This window comes from Microcystis sp. M083S1 (assembly GCF_020246405.1).
GTDB classification, from domain to species: Bacteria; Cyanobacteriota; Cyanobacteriia; order Cyanobacteriales; family Microcystaceae; genus Microcystis; species Microcystis aeruginosa_C.
The window spans coordinates 21,107-46,309 of sequence record NZ_JADBTB010000190.1 but is presented as its reverse complement, the minus strand read 5'-3'; the positions used below and the strand labels follow the sequence as shown (position 1 = coordinate 46,309).

Here is a 25,203-nt window from a genome sequence, read left to right as displayed (position 1 = left end):
CCTGGTGTCTTTAACGTGATGGCACCACTCCGATTCCATCCCGAACTCGGTTGTGAAACTTCACCGTGGCCAAGATACTTGTCGGGTTGCCGACCGGGACAATAGCTCGATGCCAGGATTATTCTTTCCTACCCCTCAATCTCACCAGATTGGGGGGTTTGGTTTTATCTAAGCTATGGTCTGAATTAACACAAAAGGTTGCACGATTAGTGTATTAAAAAGGTTATCGGGATGGGAATTCCAATCGCTTAATTGCTCCTGTGTCGGTTTTTCTAGTAGTTTTTCCCCGATCCAATTCTGCACTTGAGCAACCTGATCACCAGCGATCGCTTCTGCCACTTCGATTAAATTGAGGGAATCGGAAACTAGGATCAGCGCATCCCTTTGAGCATGGGGGATCAAGTCACTCCACTCCACTTCGGCTAATTCCTCTAATAACTGCTCGTGAATATTACCCATACTGTCAATCCTTGCGAAAAAGCTCGCTCAATAACGAATTAGCTCCTCTTTCTAGCATACAGGCAAAGGGACAGCCGATTTCCCCATTCATAGTAATGTTAAGCTAAAATATAACGAACGTTCGATATTAAACTTATGCCTAAGATAGTAGATGTAGAACAATACCGAAAAGAACTCCTCTTAAAAAGTGCCGAACTCTTTGCCGAGAAAGGCTATGCTAACATGACGACGAGAGAATTAGCGCAAGGATTGGGAGTGTCCACGGGAACGCTGTACCACTACTTTCCCAGTAAAGCGGCACTTTTCGAGCAATTAGTCGAGGAGATGTGCCGGCAGGATGTTTTATTAGCTAAAGCCGAGATTGATCGAGGAAAAACCCTGACAGAAAAGCTAAAAATTCTCGGCAAATTTATGACTAATCGCGAGGATTACTGCATCAAACAATTATTCTTATGGATTGATTATTCTCAATACCAAGGACGAGAAGAACTGAGTCGTAGTCAACTTTTTGAGCGCGTTGATCGCCGCTATCATCAGGCAGTAATCGAGATTTTAGGTATTAGCGATCCGAGTGTAGCTTGGTTAGTTGTCAGCGTTATTAATGGACTGATATTAGAGCGCCTGTGGTGCAATGAACAGATTGCGATCGATGAACAAATGGAATTATTAGGTAAAATTCTTACTACTTATTTGCAGAAAAACTGTTAACCCCCAACAATCACTTATTAACTAAAAAATTATGAAAGGTAAAACTTTTGTGAAACCAAATCAAAAGTTAATAATCGGGTTAATAGTATTAGGCACAGGATTATTAGGAATAACCACCTTTTATAGTCTTTCCCAATTCGCCAGCAAACCCGAAACCAAAACCCCTGTAATTGCGTCGCCCGTACCGCAAAAAATCACCGCTTTAGGCAGAATTGAACCGAGGACAGAAATTATCAGCATATCTGCCCCGATGTTGCTTGATTCCGATCGAGTCATGCAATTATTAGTCGATGAAGGAGATAGCGTCAAAACGGGACAAATAATCGCCATTCTCGAAAGTCAGGAAAGATTAGAGGATAACCTGCGACAGGCACAAGAACAGGTGAAAGTAGCCGCAGCCAAACTAGAACAGGTTAAAGCTGGGGCAAAAGTCGGTGAAATCGATGCTAATGCCGCTAACGTGCGAAAAATCGAGGCACAATGGGTAGGGGATCAAGCAAACCAACGGACAACTATCCAAAGATTAACAGCGCAATTAGAAGGGGATAGGGCTGCCCAAAAAGCGACAATTGGCAAATTAGAAGCAGAATATCGCAATGCCAAAGCTGAATTTGATCGCTACGAAAAACTCTATCAAGAAGGGGCAATTTCCGCCTCTAGTTTTGATAGTAAAAGACTAAATTTAGAAACCAGTAATCAACAACTAACAGAAGCAAAAGTTACCCTAGAGAGAATTGAAAGCACCGGTAAACAACAGATACAAGAAGCTAAGACTACCCTAGCCCGGATTGAATCCACCGGTCAACAGCAGATCAAAGAGGCCAGATCCACTTTAAATCAAGTCTCGGAAGTGCGGGGAGTCGATGTGCGGGCAGCCGAAGCGGAGGTAAATGCTGCCCTAGTTGCCGTTAAAAAGGCCCAAACCGAGTTAAATCAGGCCTATATTCGATCGCCAATTACCGGCAAAGTGATTAAAGTCAATACCCGTATCGGGGAACAAATCAGCGATCAAGGAATTGTTGACCTTGCTGAAACCGAGCGCATGGAAGTAATTGCCGAAATCTATCAAAGCGATATCGGGAAAATTCGCAAGGGACAAACTGCCACGATTACCGGATCGGCGTTTAAGGGCGAAGTTAGCGGAAAAGTGCGCTTAATTGCTTTAAAAGTTGACCAACAAAATATCTTCAGCAATCAACCGGGAGAAAACTTCGATCGCAAAGTGATCTCTGTCCGCATTGCCTTAGATCGCGAAAACAGTCAAAAAGTGGCAGGTTTAACCAATTCCCAAGTAACTGTAACTATCAATGAGTAGGTTTTCCATGAAACTAAGCCATCTATTCAAAAAAACGCCCCTATCTTGGTTACAGGTGACGCGAGAGAAAACCCGTTTGATTGTAGCTATTGCCGGGATTGCTTTTGCTGACTTCCTAATTTTTACACAGTTGGGGTTTCGGGATGCCTTATTTGATGCTTCCGTTAAACCTCATTATGTTCTCGATGCGGATTTAGTCCTGATTAATCCCCAATTCGATACCCTCTTTGCGGTGAAAAGTTTCTCACGCGATCGCTTGTACCAAGCTAAAAGAGTCGAGGGTATTCAATCCTTAGCCTCAGTTTATATTGCTTCGGCCCAGTGGCGCAATCCCGAAACTTCCCTAGAAAGAACTACTTTAGTCTTTGGTTTTGATCCCAGTCAACGGGTTTTTACCCTCCCAGAAGTCAATCAAAAATCCAGTGATCTAAAGATGTTAAATCGCGTCTTATACGATCAAGCAGGAAGACCAGAATTCGGTCCAATTGCCGATTTACTCCAGAAAAACCCCGATTTGACAGTTCAGTTAAATAAAAAAGAGGTACAGGTAGCGGGAATTTTTACCCTTGGTGCCTCCTTTGCTGCCGATAGTAACGTCATTACCAGTGATTCTACCTTTTTAAGGCTATTTCCCGAACGTCAACCCCACGAAATCGATATAGGACTGGTGAAACTGCAACCGGGGGCAAATATCGAAGCAGTTAAGGCCAATTTACAGGCACTTTTCCCTAAAAATGAAGTAATAGTCCTTACTTTAAAAGAATTTGCTGAAAGGGAAAAAACCTATTGGGCAAATGGTACAGCCATTGGTTTTATCTTTGGTTTAGGTACAGTAGTCGGTTTTATCGTCGGTATCGTCATTGTCTATCAGATTCTCTATTCCGATGTCACCGATCACTTACCCGAATACGCTACCCTAAAAGCTATGGGTTACGGTGATTGGTATTTAGTCGGGGTTTTGATGCAAGAGGCTTTATTACTAGCGGTTTTGGGGTATATACCCGGGTTTATCGTCTCTCTCGGTGTTTATAATCTCGCTTCCTCCGCTACACTTTTACCCATAGTGATGACTACCGCTAGGGCGATCGAAGTTTTAATCCTAACAATTATTATGTGTATTGCCTCTGGAATTGTCGCCATGGGCAAATTAAGGACAGCAGATCCAGCCGATATTTTCTAAGCTATCAAGGGTGAAATAATGCCGATTTTTCAAAAAGAGCGAGAATTAGTCGATTTTAGCCCTAATGAACCCGTAATTGCCATTAAAGGCTTAAATTACTATTTTGGCACGGGGGAATTAAAAAAACAGGTTTTATACGATATCGATCTGGAAATTAAAGCGGGGGAAGTAGTAATTATGACCGGTCCTTCGGGATCGGGGAAAACTACTTTATTGAGTTTAATGGGAGGTTTGCGATCTGCACAAGCGGGCAGTTTAAAAATTCTCGGCCAAGAAATGTTAGGAATTAGTAAGGGCAAAATGCTGAAAATTCGCCGACAAATTGGCTATATTTTTCAGTCACATAATTTACTAAAATTCCTGACAGCAAAACAAAACGTAAGGATGTCTTTGGAACTGCACGAGGAGTTTTTAGAACAAGATCTCGATCAAAAAGCGGCGGCAATTTTGGAGTCAGTCGGTTTAGGCAACCGCGTTGATTATTATCCCCACGATCTATCGGGGGGACAAAAACAACGGGTTGCGATCGCTCGCGCCCTCGTCAGTCATCCCAAATTAGTCCTCGCTGATGAACCGACCGCAGCCTTAGATAAACAATCCGGGCGCGATGTGGTGGAAATCATGCAGAAATTGGCAAAAGAACAAGGTTGCACGATTTTACTTGTCACCCACGATAACCGGATTCTCGACATCGCCGATCGCATTGTCAATATGGAGGATGGTCGTTTAGGCGATTAACTGCCCAAAAATTACTTGCCAAAAATCGGCCTTTCATGTTAGACTAAAATAATGTCATCTTGGAGAGGTGGCAGAGTGGTCGAATGCGGCAGATTGCTAATCTGTTGTACGAATCGTAAGACCGTACCGAGGGTTCGAATCCCTCCCTCTCCGTCTTCTTTCGGTATTTTCGATGACTGCTCGCCAAGATTATTTCTGCTCCGTATATGGTCCGGTTGCCTCTTGGCGTTTCGGCAGTTCCTTGGGCATCGATCCGATTGGTTTAGTTTCTACCTGTTCCTTTAACTGTGCTTACTGTCAGTTAGGAGAAATTGAGCAAAAAACCGAGCAACGAAGAGTTTTTATCACCAGCAAACAAATTAGCAGGGATTTAAGTGCCTTTGCCCCCTGGGACGTGGATATAGTCACTCTCAGTGGTAGCGGGGAACCCACCCTCGCCCTCAATTTAGGGGAAATAATGGCCACCGTCAAGGAAATAACCGAGCGGCCGGTGGCGGTCTTAACCAATAGTACCCTTTTGGGAGATGCCCAAGTGCGTCAAGACTTGAGCAAAGCTGATATCGTCGCCGCTAAAATCGATGCTGTTTCCGAGGCCCAATGGCGACGGGTTAACCGTCCGGTCTCCGGTCTGGATTGGCAGGAGCTTTGGTGGGGATTAAGACAATTTCGCCAAGAATGGTCGGGAAAACTAGCAATTCAAACCATGCTACTGGCCTCTTGGTCGCCCCAAGATCAAGACCGATACATCGATTTGATGCAACAGCTACAACCGGATGAAATTCAACTTAACACCCCGACCCGTCCCCGGGCAAGACAAAGACAATTAGAAACCCGTGGTAATAATCCCCTCAGCGCGGGCGACGGAATGCAAATTCTCAAACCCGTAAACGCTGAAATATTGGCGATTTGGGCGGAAAAAATCGCCACGGCCACGGGAATTACCGTGCGCTGTGTGCCGCTTACCGCCACAGGTCTCTAGGGCTTCGGCCGGGGTTTTTCTTCTTTCGGCTTGATATTAAAATAAGCCTCCATTACCTGACGTACCATAGGTGCGGCCACTTTACCACCACCACCGCCGGAATGTTCCGCAAAGGCGACCACGACAATTTCGGGCTTATCAAAAGGCGCGAAAGCTCCAAACCAAGCGTGGGACTTGCCTGGAGGTGCTTCTGCTGTGCCGCTTTTGCCCGCTACAGGCGGTAAAGCGGGGTCTGATAGGGCCCGACCGGTTCCTTCCGCTACCACGGCTCTCAGGGACTTTCTCAGGGTGTCTAGGGTGCTAGGTTTCATGTTCAAAGACTTGCGCCATTCCTTAACATCCCGGGCATCCTGTAAAAGGTGCGGTTTCACCAAAAAACCGCCGTTAGCGGGGACAGCAAACATCACAGCTACCTGTAGGGGAGTCGCTAGGGTAAATCCTTGACCGATCGACATATTAATCGTATCCCCTACCGACCAATCCCAGTTTTTAAAATTACGCAGTTTCCAATCGCGATCGGCAATTAACCCCGGAGTTTCTTCCGCTAATTCTATCCCAGTTTTCTGACCGAAACCGTAGCGCCGAGCCGTGGCAATTAAAGTCGGTCCCCCCACTCCGCGACCAATTTGACCGTGAAAAGTGTTACTACTCATGGCCATGGCCCGGACAAAACCGATCGGACCAAAACCGGCGTGATTCCATTCCCCGAAAGCTGTCCCCCCCACATAAAGGGCAGCAAAGGTATTTAAGACCGTATTGGGGGGAAATTTACCCGATTCCATGCCAGCAGTGGCAGTGACGACTTTAAAGGTGGAAGCGGGGGGGAATCCTTGCAGAGCGCGGTTAACAAACGGGTTGCCCTCCGCTTGTAGTTTTTTCCAAGTGGCGGTGGTAATTGGGGCCGAGAAAACATTAGGATCAAAACTAGGATAACTGACCATGGCCCGCACGGAACCATCCCGGGGATCGATCGCCACGATCGCACCTTTGCGTTTTCCTAAAGCGGCCTCGGCGGCTTTTTGGAGTTTTAAATCTAGTGTCAGGGTGACATCTTGCCCCGGTTTAGCAATTTTTTGGCCGAGAATTTGGATTACTTGTCCCGATCCGTTGACCTCTAACTGCATTCCTCCCCATTCTCCCCGCAATTTTGACTCGTAGGCGGCTTCTACACCCATTTTACCGACGACATCTCCCAACCGGTAGCCCTGGGGTCTTTTGGCTTGATATTCCTCTGGGGTTAGTTCCCCGGTATAACCGAGAATATGGGCCCCGATTTTACCATTGGGATAGTAGCGCACTGATTCCACGTCCACTTCAATGCCGGTTAATTCGTCTTTGTATTCCTCTAGGGCGATAATTTGGGCCGGAGTTAAACCCCTAGCGATGCGGATCAGGGTGGAGGGGTTTTCGTCCGCTTCGTTAATGCGTTTTTCTAGGTCGCTTCTGGGAATGCCTAAAATACTGGCTAAACGGTCAAGATTGAGTTTTTGGGCGGGATTACGCTGGGATTTGGGCCAAATATAGGCCGCATGGGTTAAGCGGGCTGTCGCCAAAACTTTGCCATTGCGATCGAATAAGTTGCCCCGGACTGGGGGTTTGGGAAGAATGCGAATCCGGTTATTTTCTGCCCTTTCTCGGTTAATTTGTCCTTGCTGCAGTTGTAAATAGGCCAAGCGCGAGCCAACTCCTCCTAGCAGGACAATGCTAATTAAGCCCATAATTAGCCATGACTGACGCTGACGACCGACTAGACGCTCTTTATCTTTAGTTTTATTCTGTGATTTATTTGGCCCTGGCCGCGTCGGCGAGGTGAGCGTTTTTTTCCGTTTCAGTTTGACTTTGGTTTTTGATAGGAGTCCGCTATTACGCATTTGCTTAAAGTTAAAAATTTAAAAGTTATTAGTCATCAGTTAGGGACTTGCGTGGGAATAATATCCCAGCCAGAAAATCGCTCTGTAGAAGAATTAGACCAGCCAGATGGCACATTATCAAAGCGCAAGTCCCTAACATCTCGAAGGCTCTCGCCCTACTTAGGGTGATCAGCAAACCTGATCGATCGGAGGGCGCAAGCTTTGCGCCCCTACAGTAACGGATTTTGTCCACAATGTAGGGGCGAACTGCGTTCGCCCAAAAGGTACATTATCAAAGCGCAAGTCCCTTATCAGATTTGAGTTCTAAGTGAGTAGTTTTAAATAGCACTTTCCTGATGTCTTTTCACTGTTTACTGGACGGCTACGCCGTGCCTTTGGCAACACTGAAAAGGACGCAATACTAGGTGATTTAGCTCCTCTCTTGACTAAAGTTCAGGGTATCTGCAATATATCTTAACAAAATAAGTGTAAATACTGGGAGTGGAAGGAATCACTCCAGACACAGAGGACACAAAGATTGATCGCTTCTATAGTAAGTTAAAGAGAGCCAGAAAACTGGCGCAGACATATAGTTAAGAGTTTGTCAAGTGTTTCTTAACTATGTTCAAAATGTAATCACACTGCGGATAGAATCCCCTTGGCGCATCAGGTCAAAGGCCTCGTTAATTCTTGCCAGAGGTAGAACGTGGGTGATTAAATCATCAATGTTAATCTTGCCCTCCATGTACCAATCGACTATTTTTGGTACATCTGTACGACCTCTCGCTCCACCAAAAGCCGTACCTTTCCAGACCCGTCCGGTGACTAATTGAAAAGGACGGGTACTAATTTCTTGGCCGGCCCCGGCTACACCGATAATAGTGGCAACACCCCAACCCTTATGGCAACATTCCAAAGCTTGACGCATAATCTGGACATTGCCGATACACTCAAAACTATAATCGGCCCCACCTTTAGTTAAATCCACCAGATAGGCCACTAAATCCCCCTCGATTTCTTGGGGATTAACAAAATGAGTCATCCCGAATTTGGTCGCTAAAGCTTGTTTCTGGGGATTGATATCGACCCCGACAATCATATCGGCTCCCACCAAACGGGCCCCTTGAATAACATTTAAACCGATACCTCCCAGACCAAAAACCACCACTTTTGCCCCCGGTTCCACTTTAGCGGTATTAATCACCGCACCGATACCTGTAGTGACTCCGCAGCCGATATAACAGACTTTTTCAAAGGGAGCATCGGGGCGAATCTTGGCTAGGGAAATCTCCGGCAGCACGGTATAGTTAGAAAAAGTCGAGGTTCCCATGTAGTGATAAAGAGGCTGACCATCGAGGGAAAAACGACTGGTTCCATCCGGCATTACTCCCCGACCTTGGGTAAGACGAATCGCTTGACAGAGATTGGTTTTAAAGCTGAGACAGTATTCGCACTGACGACATTCGGGAATGTATAGGGGAATAACATGATCCCCCACTTTCAGGCTAGTGACACCTTTTCCCACTTCTACCACGATTCCGGCCCCTTCATGGCCTAAAATTGAGGGAAATAAGCCTTCAGGATCGGCCCCAGAGAGAGTATAGGCATCGGTGTGACAAACTCCCGTGGCTTTGATTTCTACTAACACTTCCCCCGCTTGCGGTGCGGCTAATTTTACCGTTTCAATAGTTAGGGGTTTTCCCGCTTCTAGGGCAACTGCCGCTCGAACATCCATAGGCTCAAAGCAATAGGTTTTTTCCAGTATAATACCGTTAAACTGCTGAAGTAATTAGTCACTGACTTTTGAAAACCCACAACCGTTGCCTATCAATGCTTTCAGGGATTTATTGCTCTTAGAATTTTTCTGGATGACGACGAAATAATGGAGAGTGACTGGGGTTTGATGGAGAGGTAATATCGGTTTTGGGTGATTTCAGATGATGCACAAGCAATATAGAGCGATACATCAAAATTGTTAGGGACTGTTGCCTTTTGCCGCCAAATTAAATGCGCCCTAGCTTATACTGGTTTTGTTGCCTTAGCTTCAATCTTTACTATGACTTTTTCCGTATTCGATCGCGCTACCACACTAAAAAAAGCCTTTCGGGCCTGTAACGTTGAGCCATTGGTGGATGAGGCGATCGCACGGTATTATGTCGATCTCTCGGCAGTGCGGAAGACGGAAGCAATTGAAGGAGTGAATACTATTCTAGATTTCCAGGAGCCTGGAGAATACACCAATATCTTGTTTACCGGACATCGGGGATGTGGCAAAAGTACAGAACTCAAAAGGATTCAGAAACAATGGGAACAGGATTATCGGGTAATCTACCTGGAAGTCGATGAGGAAACTGATATTAATGATGCAGACTACACCGATCTCTATTTAATTGTGATTAAACAGGTGGAATTTGAACTCCGCCAACTAAAGTCAAAGTTAGATTCCGGGCTATTAACCAGTTTCGAGGATTGGTTCAAGGAAGTTACCAAAGAAGATGAACGTTCTGTTGAGAGTTCAATCAGCGTTCAAGCAGAAGCTACTCTGGGACCAGAAGCACCGTTTCTCGCCAAGTTACTCGTCAAACTTCTGGCTCAGATTAAGGGATCTGATAAGAGCAAAACCACCATTCGGCAGACACTTCAGCGAGATATTTCACGGCTCAAAGCAGACATTAATTTATTACTCAGCGATGCGTACAAAAAGATTAAGGACAAATATCCAAAAGGATTTTTAATCATCTTTGATAATCTGGATCGCGTGACTCCTCAGATTGGTGATCGCCTATTTTTTGATCATGGAACCCAATTAAAAGAGTTAAATTGTACCCTAATTTATACAGTACCAATTTCTGTCATTTCTTCTCCTAAAAGTCTGACTAAAGACTTCAGTAATCTGCACATTATGCCAATGGTTAATATTTATCAGTTTAAGCGCGATCGCTGTGATCTGGACTATAATCAACCCGGTCTAGAAGGGATGGCCAGTTTGATTGAGCAGCGGGTCGACAGTGAAGCCGTGTTCGAGTCGCGGGAACAACTAATTGACTTAGCGAAAGCCAGCGGCGGCAATGTACGGCAACTGATGCAACTGATGCGGATTGCCTGCCGGACGGCCAGTACGCGGGGTCATAATAAAATCACGAGCGAGGATATTACCTACGCAGTTAGACAAGAACAATTTAATTTTGAGAGGTTTATTCCCGATGAGCATTACCCCATATTGGCTCAGGTTTGTTTGAAGAAAAACATTCCCAAAGATTTAATCGGACAATTGATGATGTTTAACCTCTCCGTCCTAGAATACAACGGCGATAATCGCTGGAACTATCCTAATCCTGTAGTGAGGCAAAGTGAGTCTTTCCAAACCGCTCTCCAAAACGCTCAACTCCCTTGATCTTGAGCGGGAAGATCGCCAGTTTCTCGTCTTAAACCGGCAAGTATTGGCTGAATTACTTACCTTTATTGACTTTGCCGAAGGATTTACCCTTGGCTTTGTCGAGGTCAATTTCCCGCCCAATGTAGAGATATTGATTCAGGCACTCAAGTCCGATCCAAAGTGTCAGGACATTCAATTTGAGGTATTGAACTTTTCCCACCGACCAGATTTGAAATTTCTGCGAGACGAAATTGTGCAGCAGTTGCCGATTTTACCCCACGATCCCAGTCGCAAATTAGTGCTGTTAATTCGGGGATTGGAAAAGTCGATTGGGGTAGATTTACAAGGGGACTATCCACCAGTTCTGCAAGACCTCAACTTTGTCCGGGATGCCTATAAACGCAGTGTCCTTCATCCGCTTCTGTTTATTTTGCCTGACTATGCGCTCACTCGTCTGACTAAGTTTGCTCCTGACTTTTGGGCTTGGCGATCGGGTGTGTTTTTGTTCCAGACACCCCAAACCACAAAAGACTATGCTCTTGTGCGAACCCTGGAAGCCGATCGCCCCATTGACTCGTCCAAATCGCCGGAGTCCTCAGAACGAATTGCGCTACTGGAAAGCTTATTGATGGACTATCGCCCTTCAGCGGGACATCCTCCTACAGATATAGATCTCAATACCTGTAACATCCTCTTCCATCAGCTTGGGGTCGCCTACCTGAGTCAGCGCAACGCCACCAAAGCCCAAAACTATCTAGAAAACGCCCTAGAACTAGCGCAGCAGCGGCAGGATGTGTCTCTCGCAGCAGAAATATACCAGGATTTAGGAAGAACCTTCGCGCACAGGAGGAGCTGGGAACAGGCGCGGCTCTACTTCCAGCAGGCTCTCGAGATCTTCATTGAATATGGGGATCGCTACTCCCAAGCCAGCACCCTGCACCAGTTGGGAAGGGTAGCCCAAGAGGAGAGGGAATGGGAACAGGCGCGACTCTACTTCCAGCAGGCTCTCGAGATCTACATTGAATATGGCGCTGCCGGAGGCACGCAAAGCGCCCGCTTCTCCCAAGCCAGCACCCTGCACAATTTGGGAGCCGTAGCCTACGAGGAGAGGGAATGGGAACAGGCGCGGCTCTACTTCCAGCAGGCTCTCGAGATCTTCATTGAATGTGGCTATCGCTTCTCCCAAGCCAGCACCCTGCACAATTTGGGAGCCTTAGCCCAAGAATTGAGGGAATGGGAGCAAGCCCGAAGCTACTACCAGCAAGCTCTTGAGATCAAGATTGAATATGGGGATCGCTTTTCTCAAGCCAGCACCCTGCACCAGTTGGGAAACCTAGCCCAAGAATTGAGGGAATGGGAGCAAGCCCGAAGCTACTACCAGCAAGCTCTTGAGATCTACATTGAATATGGGGATCGCTTTTCTCAAGCCAGCACCCTGCACAATTTGGGAAACCTAGCCCAAGAATTGAGGGAATGGGAGCAAGCCCGAAGCTACTACCAGCAAGCTCTTGAGATCTTCATTGAATATGGGGATCGCTATGAGCAAGCCAGCACCCTGCACCAGTTGGGAAGGGTAGCGGAAGAAGTTGGGGAATTGAGCCAAGCCAAAAGTTATTACCTGCAAGCCTTACGAATTTTTGCAGAATTTAAGGATGGTTACGGGGTACAAACCTTTTCTTTGCCTAGTCTTGTTGCTCTTTATCAGCAAACGCAAGATGAGGAGATTCTTGTCGGTATTGCTTCTGTTTTCGGGGTTGGGGTTGAGGAGGTGCGGGGTTTGCTGGAGGGTTAGGATGGGTTTTGGGCGCAGGGATTGTTTGAGCGCAATCATTGTTTGGGCGCAAGCATTGCGCCCCTACGGGGGAAATATTGGTTTGTCTTGGGATCTCGAAGTGTTCGGCGATGAAGCTGTTGAGTAATTCCTTTGAGGCTTGAGGTTAGTATAATTATGACAACCGCCAAGGCTGTTAGGATATTTACAATCTCCGAAACCCTCTCAGGTTGTACTTTTGATTTCTGACTTGCGCGTAGCGCTATAACAGGAGGACAAATCGAATGGCGGCTCTCTTGGATTTGGTGGGTAAAATGTATTCTAAGATACATTCCTCCTAGCGAGGGAGTGGAACGAACCACAAAGACACAAAGGACACAAAGATCGATCGATCATATAGTAAGTTAAACTTATCACACAGAACCTAGAAGAGCCGAATGGCAGCAAACCTAATTATTAAATATGACCCCACTGGAGACATTCTCTATATTAACAAATGCGCTCCCTATACCGAACAAGAATCCGAAGAATTAGGAGATGATATTATCGTGAGAGTCAACCCAAAAACCGAAGAAATAGAAAACCTAGAAATCCTTTTTTTCTCCCAAAGACTACAAGAAAACAACGAACTCCAACTTCCCCTCATCGCCAATCTCCGCTTGGCAGTTTAGTGTAATCAGATTGAGTAAATCATTAAAACAACTTAGCTTATGTCTGCAAATATTCGTCAACAACTCCATCAACATATAGTTAAAATTAGACAAAGCATAGCTTGGGATGAGACAAGCCAAATCTAAAAGTGGTGTATCTCATGAGTCAGTCCGTCGGAGCTTGTCGTATTTTTAAGTGCCTGTGTAATTTCTTTCAATTCTTGATTGTCTTGTTCAAGATTAGGGACGAAAATCATTGGAAATTTTTTGAGAATCCAAGGAATATGTTCTAGGTTTGAATTATCTGAGGAAGAGACAATAACAGGAATGATACGACCTTGATACTTTTCTTCTCCAATTGCATAACTAATATCAGAAACAACATTAAAAGGCTTCAGTGATTCTGGTGTTAATAAGACTATCATTGCTTCAGATTCTTGTAAGGCTTTACCTATGTTATTAGCCCAGTTTTCCCCGGGTAACATTTCAGCAGCATCCCAAACTTGAAAGCCATCTTCTTTGAGAGAATCAGCAACTCTCTTAGCTAACTTAGCCTCAGTAAAGGCATGACTAATAAAAACTTTCATATTCTTTCTAGCTTCCTCGATATTTAAATTAATTCAACTGATTTATTCATAATCTGCTGACAATTTACTAAGAGTATAGCGTTTTTAGTCGCTAGAGAAACTCATTTACTCCTCGACTTCATCAGGAATAGATGCAGCAAACTCAAGCATAGCGTCTAAATCGACGGGTTCTTCAGCTAAATTTCCTGTGCGGGCTTCTGCGAGTCCCCGTTTGAGCGACTCGCGGACCCTAGGATTCTGAAATACCCATAGCTCTTGCTCTGGAATCGCCACCATGGGAACCAAAAGAAGTTCCCCGCTTGCATTCATCAGTATTCGATAGTGACGGTTGCTACATTCAGTCCCAAGGCTAATCCGTCCCCAAGCATCAGCCTGAATATCTTCTTTAATGAGCGAAAAATTCTGATACTCCATCACGTCTCCTCCTCTTTTCATATACTTATTCTAGATAAGTTACCCAATTTGGGCAATAGGGTTATGTCCATTTAGCTTCTCACTATCTAAAGAAAACAGGTTAAACTTGTTCGGGCTGGAGCCTTGACAACAAACCCAGTTTGTTGTTGCACTCCCTTCGCTAAATTCTCTCCCCTTTCCTTGTAGGAGAAAGGCCAGGGGAGAGGTCAATAATTAAGAATCCAATGCGATCGCAATATCTGGTAATGATCAAGTATAATAATAAATATGAAGACCAAATTATTCATCTACCGTTAACTTAATCAAAGCCAAATGAACTTATTAAAACAATCGGACATTCAAGAAAATCCCACAACACTTTACGAACAAGATCTTCAGTTGTGGATTGAGCAAACTATTCATCAATTACAGAATCGACAGTTTGAACAACTGGATATAGAAAACTTAATTGAGGAGTTAAAAGATTTGGGTAAGTCAGAGAAACGCGCCTTAGAGAGCAACTTAATGGTCCTGTTGATTCACTTACTCAAATTAAAGATACAGCATGATGCTCCTGAGACAATGAAAGCAAGTTGGTATAACTCAGTAGATGAGCATCGCCAGCGCGTTCAAGATGATTTACTTAAGACTCCCTCTCTTAAATCTTATCTCTTAATCTCCATCACACAAGCCTATTCCAGCGCTCGTAAAGTCGCCATCAAACAGGGTAAACGCGCTCAATTTGGTATTCGTATTCCCCAAGAAAGTGAGTATCCCCTCGCTTGTCCTTTCACACCTGAACAGATTCTAAATGAGGACTTTTACGGGTAAAAACGAAAGTAAACATTATCGATAATAAAACCATGAAACCAGAATATGACCTTGCCAACATGAAAAATCGCCCGAATGACCTAACCCCCCTTCCCTGGGAAATAAAGGGGGAATAAAGTTTTTAACACCTAACTACTTATATCTCAATAAATCTCTTGGATAAATCATAGCAAAGTGAACCTTTCATGTACTCTAAATTAAGGAGAAGACGATGGCTAATCTGGATGATGTAGGAAGAGCGAAAGCATCTGATAAAAACCTGAACGATGCTAACCGAAGCGATGTGCAGGTAAACAAAACAAGACCATATCCTTAACTGTTCTCTCTGATTTAGAGCAGTTAACCCTGTCAGTAACGGATATTTTGCTTGGTTAAATTAAAAATAGCAAATTACCATTAACGTAAGTGTTAATTAAAGAGGTAAATATGGTTCAATTTTTACAAGCGAAAGAAGTCACTTTCAGAGATTTAATTAATCATTTTCAACTACAGTTTATAGAGGATGAGCATTTTTTTGGGGAATGGCAAGAAGACTTAGAAGCAATCTCTGAACAGGAAAAAGAATTGTTAGATAAAATCAAAACAGGTTATTTTAACTTATTGAATTATCCTCCCTTTTTGGAAACTTCGGTGAGGATGACGGTTTTAGACCCATTATTATTTATTGGTAACTTTTATCTATTTCCCTTTCACATTAAAGCAGAAGAGTCTGTTGAAATTATTACAAAAGAGCAAGATTTAATAATTAAAGGAAGGTTAGATACTTTAATTCTAAAAGAGCAATTATGGGTAATGATTCTTGAATCAAAACGGGTTATTTATTCCGTTGAAGTAGGTTTACCGCAATTATTAGCTTATTTAATGGTCAATCCTCATCCAAACCGTCCTAATTATGGAATGTTGACCAATGGTTCCGAGTTTTTATTTGTTAAATTATTATGGGACGGTAAACCTTTATACGGAACCTCTCGTTTATTTGCCATGAGAAATCCGGGGGATTTATACGAGGTTCTCAAAATCCTTAAACATCTCTGTCAGTCTAGCGAGGGGGTGGAATGAACCACAGAGACACAAAGGACACAAAGATCGATCGCTTCTATGGTAAGTTAAGCTGATCACACAGAACCTAGAAGAGCCTGGATTAGAGGAGATTCGGCTAATCTAAGGATGGGTGGTTAAGAATTTTTTCGGCTTTTCTTGACTATTTCAGCCTTATTTGTCCTAACAAGCTCAAGAATACGAGAGTTTTTCTCTAGAATTGCCCGGCCTGAGAGGGGAATGGTAAAGTTAGATAAGAAAATTAAAGATGGTGTGATTAAAGTGAAATTTGCTGCTAGTACCTATTTTTCCCTGCTGCGCCATTGTGCCGTTCCTTTGTTGTCGATCGCTACTTTTACGCCAATTCTCTTAACTTATTTAGCCAAGGAAAAACCAGAAACCCCGCAACCGCAGGCAAATCTAGAGACTGCTGCCTCCCCTGCTCCTATTATCCCATCTCCGATCGCACCCTTAACCGCACCATCGCCGAAACTATTCCCCTCTCCCCAATCTTCCCCCTTGGCACCGAAAAAATTAGCACCATCGGTTCAAACTTCCCCTAATACTTCCCCTAATACTGCCCCCGCTGCCGCGGTTAAACCGGTAACTAGACAACCCTTATTGGTTCCCGCTAATTATACGCCGCCAGCCATAGAAATTCGCGTGGCGATTAAAAGGGATGTGGCCAGTGTTTTGATTGGAGTTAACGGGCCGGCGGTGATCACCGATCGCCAAGGTCGCGGTTTAAAAACGATTGCCACTAACGAGGGTTTACCGGTCATTCCAGGTGCCAATGGCTTAAAAATGGGCGATTTATCGCTGCCAGAGGTGATTTTTGTGCAGCCCACCAGTGCCGATGGTTTAGTTTATGTGGATGATGGTTGGTATCGGGGCAAAATCCTCCTTGTTGCCCAAGGCGATCGCTTGTTAGTGGTCAATCATGTTAATTTAGAGGCCTATCTCTATAGTGTGGTGGGTAGTGAAATGCACTCCACAGCGCCAATGCACGCTTTAAAGGCACAGGCGATCGCAGCCCGTTCCTATGCCCTAGTACATATAATCCGCCCCGCTAATGCTTGGTTTCATCTGGGCAATACCCAGCGCTGGCAGGTATATAAAGGCATTCGCTCGGAGTATCAATCGACTCACCAGGCGGTTAATGCCACTGCCGGGCAGATTCTCAGCTATAAAGGGGGTGTGGTCGAGTCTCTTTATGCCGCCACCGATGAAATTGTCGCTTGGGCCCACGGTGGTCGCGGTATGAGTCAAACTGGAGCTTATAAATTAGCGGAAAAAGGCCTAGATTATCAACAAATTCTCGGTAATTATTATCCCGGAGTTGGTTTAGCCCGTCTAGTTCTACAAAATTAGATTGATTGGCTTCCTCGACTGAAAACTCAAATCTGATCACTGATGACTGATCACTGATCACTGAAATGCCGACCATAGCAGATTTCTAGTAACTGTATTACAATAAACTTTCAAAATGCTATAGCAGTAAATCTCTCTATGAATAGCCCCTTTCTTGACTACCTCAACGGTCCAAAGCATCCCGTCCTCGTCTTTGATGGAGCGATGGGAACTTCCCTACAAAGCCAAAATCTGACGGCCGAGGACTTTGGTGGGGCAGAATACGAAGGTTGTAACGAGTATCTTGTCCATACTAAACCTAGCGCCGTAGCGAAAGTCCACGAAGCCTTTTTAGCCGTGGGTGCGGATGTGATTGAAACCGACACCTTTGGGGGAACCTCGATAGTTTTAGCCGAGTACGATTTAGCCGACCAAGCCTATTATCTCAACAAAAGCGCCGCCGAACTGGCCAAGGCTTGCGCGAATAAATACTCTACCCCCGAAAAACCCCGTTTTGTGGCGGGTTCCATGGGGCCGGGGACAAAACTGCCCACTTTGGGTCATATTGACTTTGATACCCTCAAAAATGCCTATGTGGAACAGGTAGAGGGTCTGTACGATGGCGGGGCAGATTTATTATTAGTAGAAACCTGTCAGGATGTCCTGCAAATTAAAGCGGCTTTAAATGCTATTGAAGAAGTATTTCAGAAAAAAGGTCAACGATTGCCCCTGATGGTTTCGGTGACGATGGAAACCATGGGAACGATGTTAGTAGGAACGGAAATTAACGCCGTTGTCTCTATTTTACAACCCTATAAAATCGATATTTTGGGACTTAACTGCGCCACCGGTCCCGATTTAATGAAACCCCATATTAAATATCTCTCGGAAAATTCCCCTTTTATTGTTTCTTGTATTCCTAACGCTGGTTTACCAGAAAATGTCGGCGGTCAAGCGCACTATCGCCTCACTCCCGTAGAATTAAAAATGGCTTTAATGCACTTTATCGAAGATTTGGGAGTACAAATTATCGGCGGTTGTTGTGGTACTCGTCCCGACCATATCCAAGCTTTAGCGGAACTAAGTCAGGGTTTAACTCCGAAATCTCGTCATTATCATTATGAACCCTCCGCCGCTTCTATTTATAGTACCCAACCCTATATTCAAGATAATTCTTTCCTGATTGTCGGGGAAAAATTAAACGCCAGTGGTTCTAAAAAATGTCGGGAACTGCTCAATGTTGAAGACTGGGATAGTTTAGTATCGATGGCGAAAGCGCAGGTAAAAGAAGGAGCGCATATTCTCGATGTCAACGTCGATTATGTGGGCCGGGATGGGGTGCGCGATATGCACCAATTAGCCTCTCGTTTAGTTAATAATGTCACCCTACCTTTAATGTTAGATTCCACCGAATGGGAAAAAATGGAAGCGGGGTTAAAAGTAGCGGGGGGTAAATGTATCCTCAACTCTACTAACTACGAAGACGGGGAATCGCGTTTTTATCAAGTCTTGGATTTAGCGAAAAAATACGGCGCGGGGGTAGTAATTGGAACCATTGATGAAGAAGGAATGGGACGCACTGCCGAGAAAAAATTCCAGATAGCTAAACGGGCCTATTATGCGGCGATAGAATACGGAATTCCTCCCTACGAAATCTTTTTTGATCCTCTAGCTTTACCGATTTCTACTGGTATCGAAGAAGACCGAGAAAATGGCAAGGCTACTATCGAAGCAATGGGCCGAATTCGCCAAGAACTGCCCGAATGTCATATTCTTTTAGGTGTGTCTAATATCTCTTTTGGGTTGAATCCGGCAGCGCGTCAGGTATTAAATTCTGTCTTCCTCCACGAAGCGATGCAGGTGGGTATGGATGGCGCAATCGTCAGCGCTAATAAAATTCTTCCTCTGGCAAAAATTGAACCAGAATATCAGCAAGTTTGTCGGGATTTAATCTATGATAATCGTCGTTTTGATGGCGATATATGTGTTTATGATCCCCTGACCAAATTAACCGAATTATTTGCGGGGAAAACTACTAAAAAAGACCCCTCTAGTAATGCTAATTTACCCGTGGAGGAACGCTTAAAACAGCATATTATTGATGGGGAAAGATTGGGACTGGAAGAGGCTTTAAAGCAAGCTTTACAGGACTATCCACCCCTAGATATTATTAATATTTTCCTCCTGGATGGGATGAAGGTAGTGGGTGAGTTATTTGGTTCGGGACAAATGCAGTTACCTTTTGTTCTCCAATCTGCCCAAACTATGAAAGCAGCCGTTGCCTTTTTAGAACCCTTTATGGAGAAAAAAGAGGGGGATAATAATGCCAAAGGGACTTTTATTATCGCAACGGTTAAAGGGGATGTTCACGATATTGGTAAAAACTTAGTTGATATTATCTTGACCAATAACGGCTATAGGGTGATTAATTTGGGCATTAAACAACCGGTGGAAAATATCATCGAAGCCTACAAAGAACATAAAGCCGATTGTATCGCCATGAGCGGTTTATTGGTGAAATCGACGGCTTTTATGAAGGAAAATCTAGAGGTTTTTAATGAAAAAGGAATCACCGTTCCTGTTATCCTTGGCGGGGCAGCTTTAACTCCCAAATTTGTCCATGATGACTGTCAAAAAACCTACAATGGACAGGTTATCTATGGTAAGGATGCCTTCTCTGACCTGCATTTTATGGATAAATTAATGCCCGCTAAAGCTGGGGGTCAATGGGATGATAGTAAAGGCTTTTTAGCGGAGTTTGCCGAGGCAGAAAAAACCCCGGTTGTCGCAGAAGAATTAAAGGTTAATCCCGATACTATTTTTACCGATGGAACCCTAGACAAAGAATTAGTTATTGATACCCGTCGCTCGGAAGCGGTGGAAGTTGATATTCCCCGACCAACACCGCCCTTCTGGGGTACTAAAATATTAACAGCAGCAGAAATTCCCATCGAGGAGGTTTTCTGGTATTTGGACCTACAAGCTTTATTTGTCGGTCAATGGCAATTCCGCAAACCCAAAAGCCAATCGAAGCCAGAATACGACCAGTTTTTACAGGAAAAAGTTCATCCAATTCTGACAGCATGGAAAGAGAAAATTGTCAAGGAAAATTTACTAAACCCTACATTAATTTATGGTTATTTTCCCTGTCAATCCTCTGGTAATTCCCTGTTAATTTACGATCCCGAATCGATACAAGCAGGCGAAAAACCCGAAAATCTGCAACCGATAGCCATTTTTGAGTTTCCGCGCCAGAAATCCGGTCGCCGTCTCTGTATTGCTGACTTTTTCGCCCCGCAGGAATCCGGTATTATCGATGTTTTCCCTATGCAAGCGGTGACAGTGGGGGAAATCGCCACGGAATACGCTAAATCTCTCTTTGATGCCAACGAATATACGGAATACCTCTATTATCACGGCATGGCTGTCCAAACCGCCGAAGCCATGGCCGAATGGACCCACACCCGCATCCGTCGCGAGTTAGGTTTTGCAGAGTTCGATCCCGATAATATCCGCGATATACTACAACAGCGTTACCAGGGTTCTCGCTATAGTTTCGGCTATCCCGCTTGTCCTAATATTCAGGACCAATACAAGCAATTAGCTCTGTTAGGATGCGATCGCATTGGGATGTATATGGACGAAAGCGAACAATTGTACCCAGAACAATCCACCACCGCCATTATTACCTATCACCCCACCGCTAAATACTTTAGTACCTAATCAGTGATCAGTTAAGTAGCTGGTTATAATTAAATTTAAAATGGATTTTAGATTCGATCCCCCCTGCCCCCCTTGATAAGGGGGGTGCCGATAGGCGGGGGGATCCCCCCTGCCCCCCTTGATAAGGGGGGTGCCGATAGGCGGGGGGATCCCCCCTGCCCCCCTTGATAAGGGGGGTGTCTGACAACTTTTAACGCCTACCTACTTATCAGTAATCAGATTTGAGTTTTCATTTCAATTATCGACTTAGATCTATAATATGCCAGCAATTTTTTTATGATTAACCACTTGACAAAGTGGCCACAGCAGTGGCATTAATTTAGGATAGGAAGTTTTCGGGAGTCAGTCGTCGGTCGTTCATACCAAATTAGCCTACACTTCATCTTGATAAGAAAGGCTAGATTTTTTGCAGCTTCTTAGGGAAATTATGACCACTAATCCTCTTAACTCGCTCATTTTAGAGCAGATTAGTCATATCTGTGAGCAATACTCGATCGAAAGTCGTATTCTCGAAGATTTTGCCGATTTTGTCATCAAAAACCACCGTAAAAAGTCTCCCAAACCATCGTTAACTAAATCAAAAACTACAGCCACCACCACCACAGGCCCAAAAGTTAAACCTTTAACTCTAACGCAACTTAAACAGGCAGTTTATGCCTATTTTGAGGTTAGCAATACCACAGAATTAAAAAAATCGAGTATGTTTCAAATGGCTACTAGAGCCTTTGATAACATCAATTTATCTCAGCGAGAAAGTTGGGAAAAAATTTACAGAGAGTATGTAGGTATTTTACCAGAAGAAGATGGGGAAACAGGTAAGCATTGTATTAATGGTATTAATATATTTAAATATTTTTATCCCTATCGTGTTTTCGAGCTTGATCCAAAAACTGCCACTAAGGAAGACATTAAAAATGCCTATTATCGTCTTTCTAAGATCTATCATCCCGATAACCAAGAAACAGGAGACGCAGAAGTTTTTGATTGTTTAACTGTCATGTATAAGTCTATCACCACGGAGATAAAATAATCATGCCTCAGAAAGCAAATACCTTCCTGATCCGGGATACCGAATTAGCTCAATGGTTTTCTATTACTCTTGAAAAACTAGACAAAATTGTTGATATTTTTGATGCTGATCCTAATGATGATTGGGATTTAGTTGAAGGTGTCGATTATCAATTTGTCAACAAAAAAGATAAAGTTAGATTGTTTTCTTTTGAAGGTGCTTTAAAAATTGCTTCCTATATTGATCAGCATGAAAAGCGAGGAATTTTATACAGATTTAGAGAATTTTTTACTAAGCACGATCAAAAAATTCGTCGCTCTTTGGCACGAAAATTAATTTTTAATGAATTGGCTGACTCTGGCGAAATTAAAGTTTATCAAGGAGTGGCTATGATTCATAAACAGAGTTTGCGGCGAATTTTAAAAACTAATGGAGCCAAGCTAAATCAAACATTCAATAATCTTAAACTCCACGAATCTTCATCTTTGAAAGTTGATGATGAAGAACTTGCTAAGGTAATCAAAAATACTAAAACAGAAGTTCGTCCTTTAAAAATAGGAGTAGATTTTTACGAAGATGAAAAAAGAGAGTTTTGGTTCTCTGAAAGTGGAGTTGTTCGCATTTCTAAATCCATGAGTGAAACTTTGACGAATAAATCGCGCCAAGAAATGTGTAAAATGATTGAAATCGAGTTTCCTCTTGCCTTTAAAGAAATTCAGGAAAATCTAGATGACGATACCAAACAAAAAATCGAGATTGAAAAGGCTAAAAAACGAGCTAAAACTAGAGATAAAAACACTTGTCAGGTGACAGGGCAAAAACCGGATAGAAATAATAAATTTAATCTCGCTGTCCATCATCTTTACTCTGCCCAGAAATATCCCCATCTAGCGACATTAGATCTGAATTTGGTGACTATTAAAGAAGAAATTCACCAAGAATTCCACGGTAACTTAGGGGGATTTCATCAACCTTGTACCATCGAGGATTTTATCGAATTCTTGCACGTTTACTATCCCGAACATCAGGGCAATTTAGCCTTAAAACTTCAGAAAACTAAGAAAAAACTGGAAAAATTAGCTAAATAATCATTCAATTTGGGGGTGTGAATAGCTCCAAAGTGATTATCCATTTTTTTAGGGAAAGAACGACCACATCTCATCATGAGCGATAATTAATTTATCGAGAATTTGGGTTAAAACTCCGATCTGACGAGGAACAGCCGCATCTAAATCATTGGCAACTATTGTCAACTCCGCCCATAGTATATATGATAGTTGAACTCTAATTTAGGATCTAGCTGGGTCTAGAGAGGATAATATGGATAAGATCAAGGTAGGATTGTTGTTTGGTGGTCGATCGGGAGAACACGAGGTATCTATCAATTCGGCTCGATCGATCCTGCAAGCTTTTAATTATCCCGAAAATCTTGACAAATACGCCGTTATCCCCTTCTATATCGATAAAAATGGCTGTTGGCATTCGGCAGCAACTGCTAGACAAATTTTAACCTCTGGGCAACCCCTAGCTATTGAGAGTGATATAAAAGTCAATATCTGGCAATTTCCTCCAGAAGTGAGCGAAATTGAGGTTTGGTTTCCAATTCTCCACGGACCGAATGGAGAAGACGGCACTTTACAAGGATTACTCACTCTCATGCGGGTTGCTTTTGTGGGTAGTGGGGTACTGGGTTCATGCCTAGGCATGGATAAAATTGCCATGAAAACTGCTTTTGCAGCCGCTGGATTACCCCAAGTTAAGTATAAGGCTATAACCCGCTCGCAAGTGTGGTCAAATGCCTGTGTTTTTCCGCAATTGTGCGATCAAATCGCCGAGGAAATAGGTTATCCTTGTTTTATTAAACCGGCTAATTTAGGTTCTTCGGTGGGTATTAGTAAAGCTCGCAACCGGCAAGAATTAGAGGCTGCTTTAGATAGTGCTGCTAGTTATGATCGACGGATTATTGTTGAAGCAGGAGTAACCGCAAGGGAGATCGAATGTGCGGTTTTAGGTAATGATAATCCCCAAGCTTCTTTGGTGGGAGAAATTACTTTTGATAGTGATTTTTATGACTATGAAACTAAATATACTGACGGGCGATCGAGTATGGTTATTCCCGCTAATATTCCCGATAAAATTGCTAATCAAGTGCGAGAAATGGCTGTAGAAGCATTTAAAGCTGTGGATGCTGCGGGATTGTCGCGGGTGGATTTTTTCTATGTGGAAAAGACTGGGGAAGTGTTTCTCAATGAAATTAATACTCTGCCGGGGTTTACTAATTTTAGTATGTATCCCCAACTCTGGAAAGCCACCGGTTTAGAGTTTGATAAATTGGTCGATAAGTTAGTACAATTAGCCTTAGAAAGACAGGAAAAATAAGGTTAAATTACCAACATTTCTAGGATAGGAATTACCTATCCTAGAGATATTTATCAATTAGATAGTTTCAGGATCAATGCCCAATTCTCGTAATTTTTGGGCTAATTTTTCCTTCTCCAAGATAGCTTGTTCTTTTTCGAGGATAGCCTGTTCTTTTGCCTTTCGTTCCTGTTCCTTTTCTAAAAGAATCTGTTCCTTTGCTTGTCTTTGCTCTAATTCAGCTTCTTGGGGAGTGGGAACCAATTGACCATCGACGGTAAAATAACGCAGTTTACGGTCAAATATGCCTAAATATAGTTCTAATTGTTCACTCCATAAATAGCCGTTTTCATTAGCAGCAATAGCTTGATATTGTCCAGCAATTAATCTAAATCCTTGCAGTTCTAAACTTTCAGGATCAAACCAGAAATAGTTAGGAGTCCGAAAGGTATTTTGATAGAGAATTTTCTTTTTATTGCGGTCAATATTGGCCGTAGAATCGGAAATAATCTCCACGATCACATTGGGATATTTACCCCCTTCTCCCCAAACCACCCAACTTTTGCGGGGACGTTTTTCTGTATCTAAAACCACAAAAAAATCAGGACCACAAAAATCACGTTTTTTTAGTTGTTCTTCGTTATAGTAGATGGTAAGATTGCCGGAAGCATAGTAATTAGTTCTTTCTTGCCATAACCTTTCTAAACAACCGATCAGAATTGTAATTTGTTGTAGATGTAGATCACTTTCCAAAGGTGGTTCATCACTCCATAAATCGGTGGGGGGACAGGTAACTTCCGGTAAAATGTCGAGAGTTGTCATAGTTTTTCCCCGTTATACTAGCTTTGTTTAATTATAACTGTTACGCTCTTTTCTGGTCATCAAAAA

General features: G+C 43.5%; 20 protein-coding genes, 1 tRNA gene, 1 rRNA gene and 1 pseudogene. 17 read left to right on the top strand and 6 right to left on the bottom strand.

The annotated features are described in order from the left end of the window. Positions 1-118: ribosomal RNA gene (gene rrf, locus IM450_RS17765) — 5S ribosomal RNA — on the top strand. A 50-nt stretch (positions 119-168) separates the two neighbouring features. On the opposite strand, the gene IM450_RS17760 is transcribed toward rrf, so the two are convergent. Next, the gene (locus IM450_RS17760; RefSeq protein WP_002745388.1) at positions 169-459 is read right to left on the bottom strand and encodes a DUF2288 domain-containing protein; all 291 of its coding nucleotides are present in this window, start codon (positions 457-459) and stop codon (positions 169-171) included. Positions 460-594: 135 nt separating this feature from the next. Here IM450_RS17760 and IM450_RS17755 point away from each other — a divergent pair, with 135 nt between their 5' ends. The 6 genes from IM450_RS17755 (at position 595) to IM450_RS17730 (ending at position 5,379) form a co-directional block, all read left to right on the top strand. Then, positions 595-1,167 carry a TetR/AcrR family transcriptional regulator gene (locus tag IM450_RS17755; RefSeq protein ID WP_287668203.1) on the top strand — a complete coding sequence of 191 codons (573 nt, stop codon included), beginning with the start codon at positions 595-597 and terminating at the stop codon, positions 1,165-1,167. 31 nt (positions 1,168-1,198) lie between these two features. Next, positions 1,199-2,482 carry an HlyD family efflux transporter periplasmic adaptor subunit gene (locus IM450_RS17750; RefSeq protein ID WP_287668201.1) on the top strand — a complete coding sequence of 428 codons (1,284 nt, stop codon included), beginning with the start codon at positions 1,199-1,201 and terminating at the stop codon, positions 2,480-2,482. A 7-nt stretch (positions 2,483-2,489) separates the two neighbouring features. Then, positions 2,490-3,662 (top strand): ABC transporter permease DevC, encoded by a 1,173-nt coding sequence (gene devC, locus IM450_RS17745; protein ID WP_287668199.1) that lies wholly within the window; start codon positions 2,490-2,492, stop codon positions 3,660-3,662. An 18-nt stretch (positions 3,663-3,680) separates the two neighbouring features. Then, entirely contained in the window at positions 3,681-4,400 is a 720-nt protein-coding gene (locus IM450_RS17740) for a DevA family ABC transporter ATP-binding protein (RefSeq protein WP_004268947.1), read from the top strand. Positions 4,401-4,461: 61 nt separating this feature from the next. Next, positions 4,462-4,553: transfer RNA gene (locus IM450_RS17735), tRNA-Ser, on the top strand. 19 nt (positions 4,554-4,572) lie between these two features. Next, positions 4,573-5,379 carry a radical SAM protein gene (locus tag IM450_RS17730; RefSeq protein WP_287668195.1) on the top strand — a complete coding sequence of 269 codons (807 nt, stop codon included), beginning with the start codon at positions 4,573-4,575 and terminating at the stop codon, positions 5,377-5,379. Here IM450_RS17730 and mrdA read toward each other — a convergent pair. Beyond that, on the bottom strand, positions 5,376-7,250 hold the full coding sequence (gene mrdA, locus IM450_RS17725) for a penicillin-binding protein 2 (RefSeq protein WP_287668193.1): 1,875 nt from the start codon (positions 7,248-7,250) through the stop codon (positions 5,376-5,378). The two genes, IM450_RS17730 and mrdA, sit on opposite strands and share 4 nt — an antisense overlap. A gap of 604 nt (positions 7,251-7,854) precedes the next feature. Further along, a complete protein-coding gene (locus IM450_RS17720; protein WP_004268950.1) occupies positions 7,855-8,964 on the bottom strand; it encodes an S-(hydroxymethyl)glutathione dehydrogenase/class III alcohol dehydrogenase in 1,110 nt (369 codons plus the stop codon). Between the two features lie 321 nt (positions 8,965-9,285). Here IM450_RS17720 and IM450_RS17715 point away from each other — a divergent pair, with 321 nt between their 5' ends. The 3 genes and pseudogenes from IM450_RS17715 (at position 9,286) to IM450_RS17705 (ending at position 13,047) form a co-directional block, all read left to right on the top strand. Further along, positions 9,286-10,623, top strand: coding sequence for a P-loop NTPase fold protein (locus tag IM450_RS17715; RefSeq protein WP_287668190.1), 1,338 nt, complete (start codon positions 9,286-9,288; stop codon positions 10,621-10,623). Positions 10,624-11,302: 679 nt separating this feature from the next. Then, a pseudogene (locus IM450_RS17710) lies at positions 11,303-12,397 on the top strand (tetratricopeptide repeat protein); the annotation flags it as partial. A 416-nt stretch (positions 12,398-12,813) separates the two neighbouring features. Further along, complete coding sequence (locus tag IM450_RS17705) at positions 12,814-13,047, top strand: DUF2283 domain-containing protein (RefSeq protein WP_002736855.1); 234 nt, start codon at positions 12,814-12,816, stop codon at positions 13,045-13,047. A gap of 122 nt (positions 13,048-13,169) precedes the next feature. Here IM450_RS17705 and IM450_RS17700 read toward each other — a convergent pair whose 3' ends face one another. Both IM450_RS17700 and IM450_RS17695 read right to left on the bottom strand, forming a co-directional pair. Further along, positions 13,170-13,613, bottom strand: a complete 444-nt coding sequence (locus IM450_RS17700; protein ID WP_002735722.1) for a toll/interleukin-1 receptor domain-containing protein — start codon at positions 13,611-13,613, stop codon at positions 13,170-13,172. 105 nt (positions 13,614-13,718) lie between these two features. After that, positions 13,719-14,027, bottom strand: coding sequence for a hypothetical protein (locus IM450_RS17695; protein ID WP_287688660.1), 309 nt, complete (start codon positions 14,025-14,027; stop codon positions 13,719-13,721). A gap of 312 nt (positions 14,028-14,339) precedes the next feature. On the opposite strand from IM450_RS17695, the gene IM450_RS17690 reads away from it, so the two are divergent. The 7 genes from IM450_RS17690 (at position 14,340) to IM450_RS17660 (ending at position 24,336) form a co-directional block, all read left to right on the top strand. Beyond that, positions 14,340-14,837 carry a DUF29 domain-containing protein gene (locus tag IM450_RS17690; protein WP_002798842.1) on the top strand — a complete coding sequence of 166 codons (498 nt, stop codon included), beginning with the start codon at positions 14,340-14,342 and terminating at the stop codon, positions 14,835-14,837. Between the two features lie 426 nt (positions 14,838-15,263). After that, positions 15,264-15,896, top strand: coding sequence for a restriction endonuclease subunit R (locus tag IM450_RS17685; RefSeq protein ID WP_287668182.1), 633 nt, complete (start codon positions 15,264-15,266; stop codon positions 15,894-15,896). 219 nt (positions 15,897-16,115) lie between these two features. After that, the gene (locus IM450_RS17680) at positions 16,116-17,246 is read left to right on the top strand and encodes a SpoIID/LytB domain-containing protein (RefSeq protein WP_106908419.1); all 1,131 of its coding nucleotides are present in this window, start codon (positions 16,116-16,118) and stop codon (positions 17,244-17,246) included. A gap of 138 nt (positions 17,247-17,384) precedes the next feature. Beyond that, positions 17,385-20,948: a methionine synthase gene (metH, locus tag IM450_RS17675; RefSeq protein ID WP_287668178.1), complete on the top strand. Its 3,564-nt coding sequence runs from the start codon at positions 17,385-17,387 to the stop codon at positions 20,946-20,948. 427 nt (positions 20,949-21,375) lie between these two features. Then, positions 21,376-21,978 carry a J domain-containing protein gene (locus tag IM450_RS17670; RefSeq protein ID WP_287668175.1) on the top strand — a complete coding sequence of 201 codons (603 nt, stop codon included), beginning with the start codon at positions 21,376-21,378 and terminating at the stop codon, positions 21,976-21,978. A gap of 2 nt (positions 21,979-21,980) precedes the next feature. Next, on the top strand, positions 21,981-23,045 hold the full coding sequence (locus IM450_RS17665) for a hypothetical protein (RefSeq protein ID WP_287668173.1): 1,065 nt from the start codon (positions 21,981-21,983) through the stop codon (positions 23,043-23,045). 232 nt (positions 23,046-23,277) lie between these two features. Further along, positions 23,278-24,336 (top strand): D-alanine--D-alanine ligase family protein, encoded by a 1,059-nt coding sequence (locus tag IM450_RS17660; protein WP_002749933.1) that lies wholly within the window; start codon positions 23,278-23,280, stop codon positions 24,334-24,336. A gap of 57 nt (positions 24,337-24,393) precedes the next feature. Here the strand turns inward: IM450_RS17660 and IM450_RS17655 are convergent, their stop codons facing one another. Further along, positions 24,394-25,137 carry a Uma2 family endonuclease gene (locus tag IM450_RS17655; protein ID WP_287720660.1) on the bottom strand — a complete coding sequence of 248 codons (744 nt, stop codon included), beginning with the start codon at positions 25,135-25,137 and terminating at the stop codon, positions 24,394-24,396. Between the last annotated feature and the right edge of the window lie 66 nt (positions 25,138-25,203).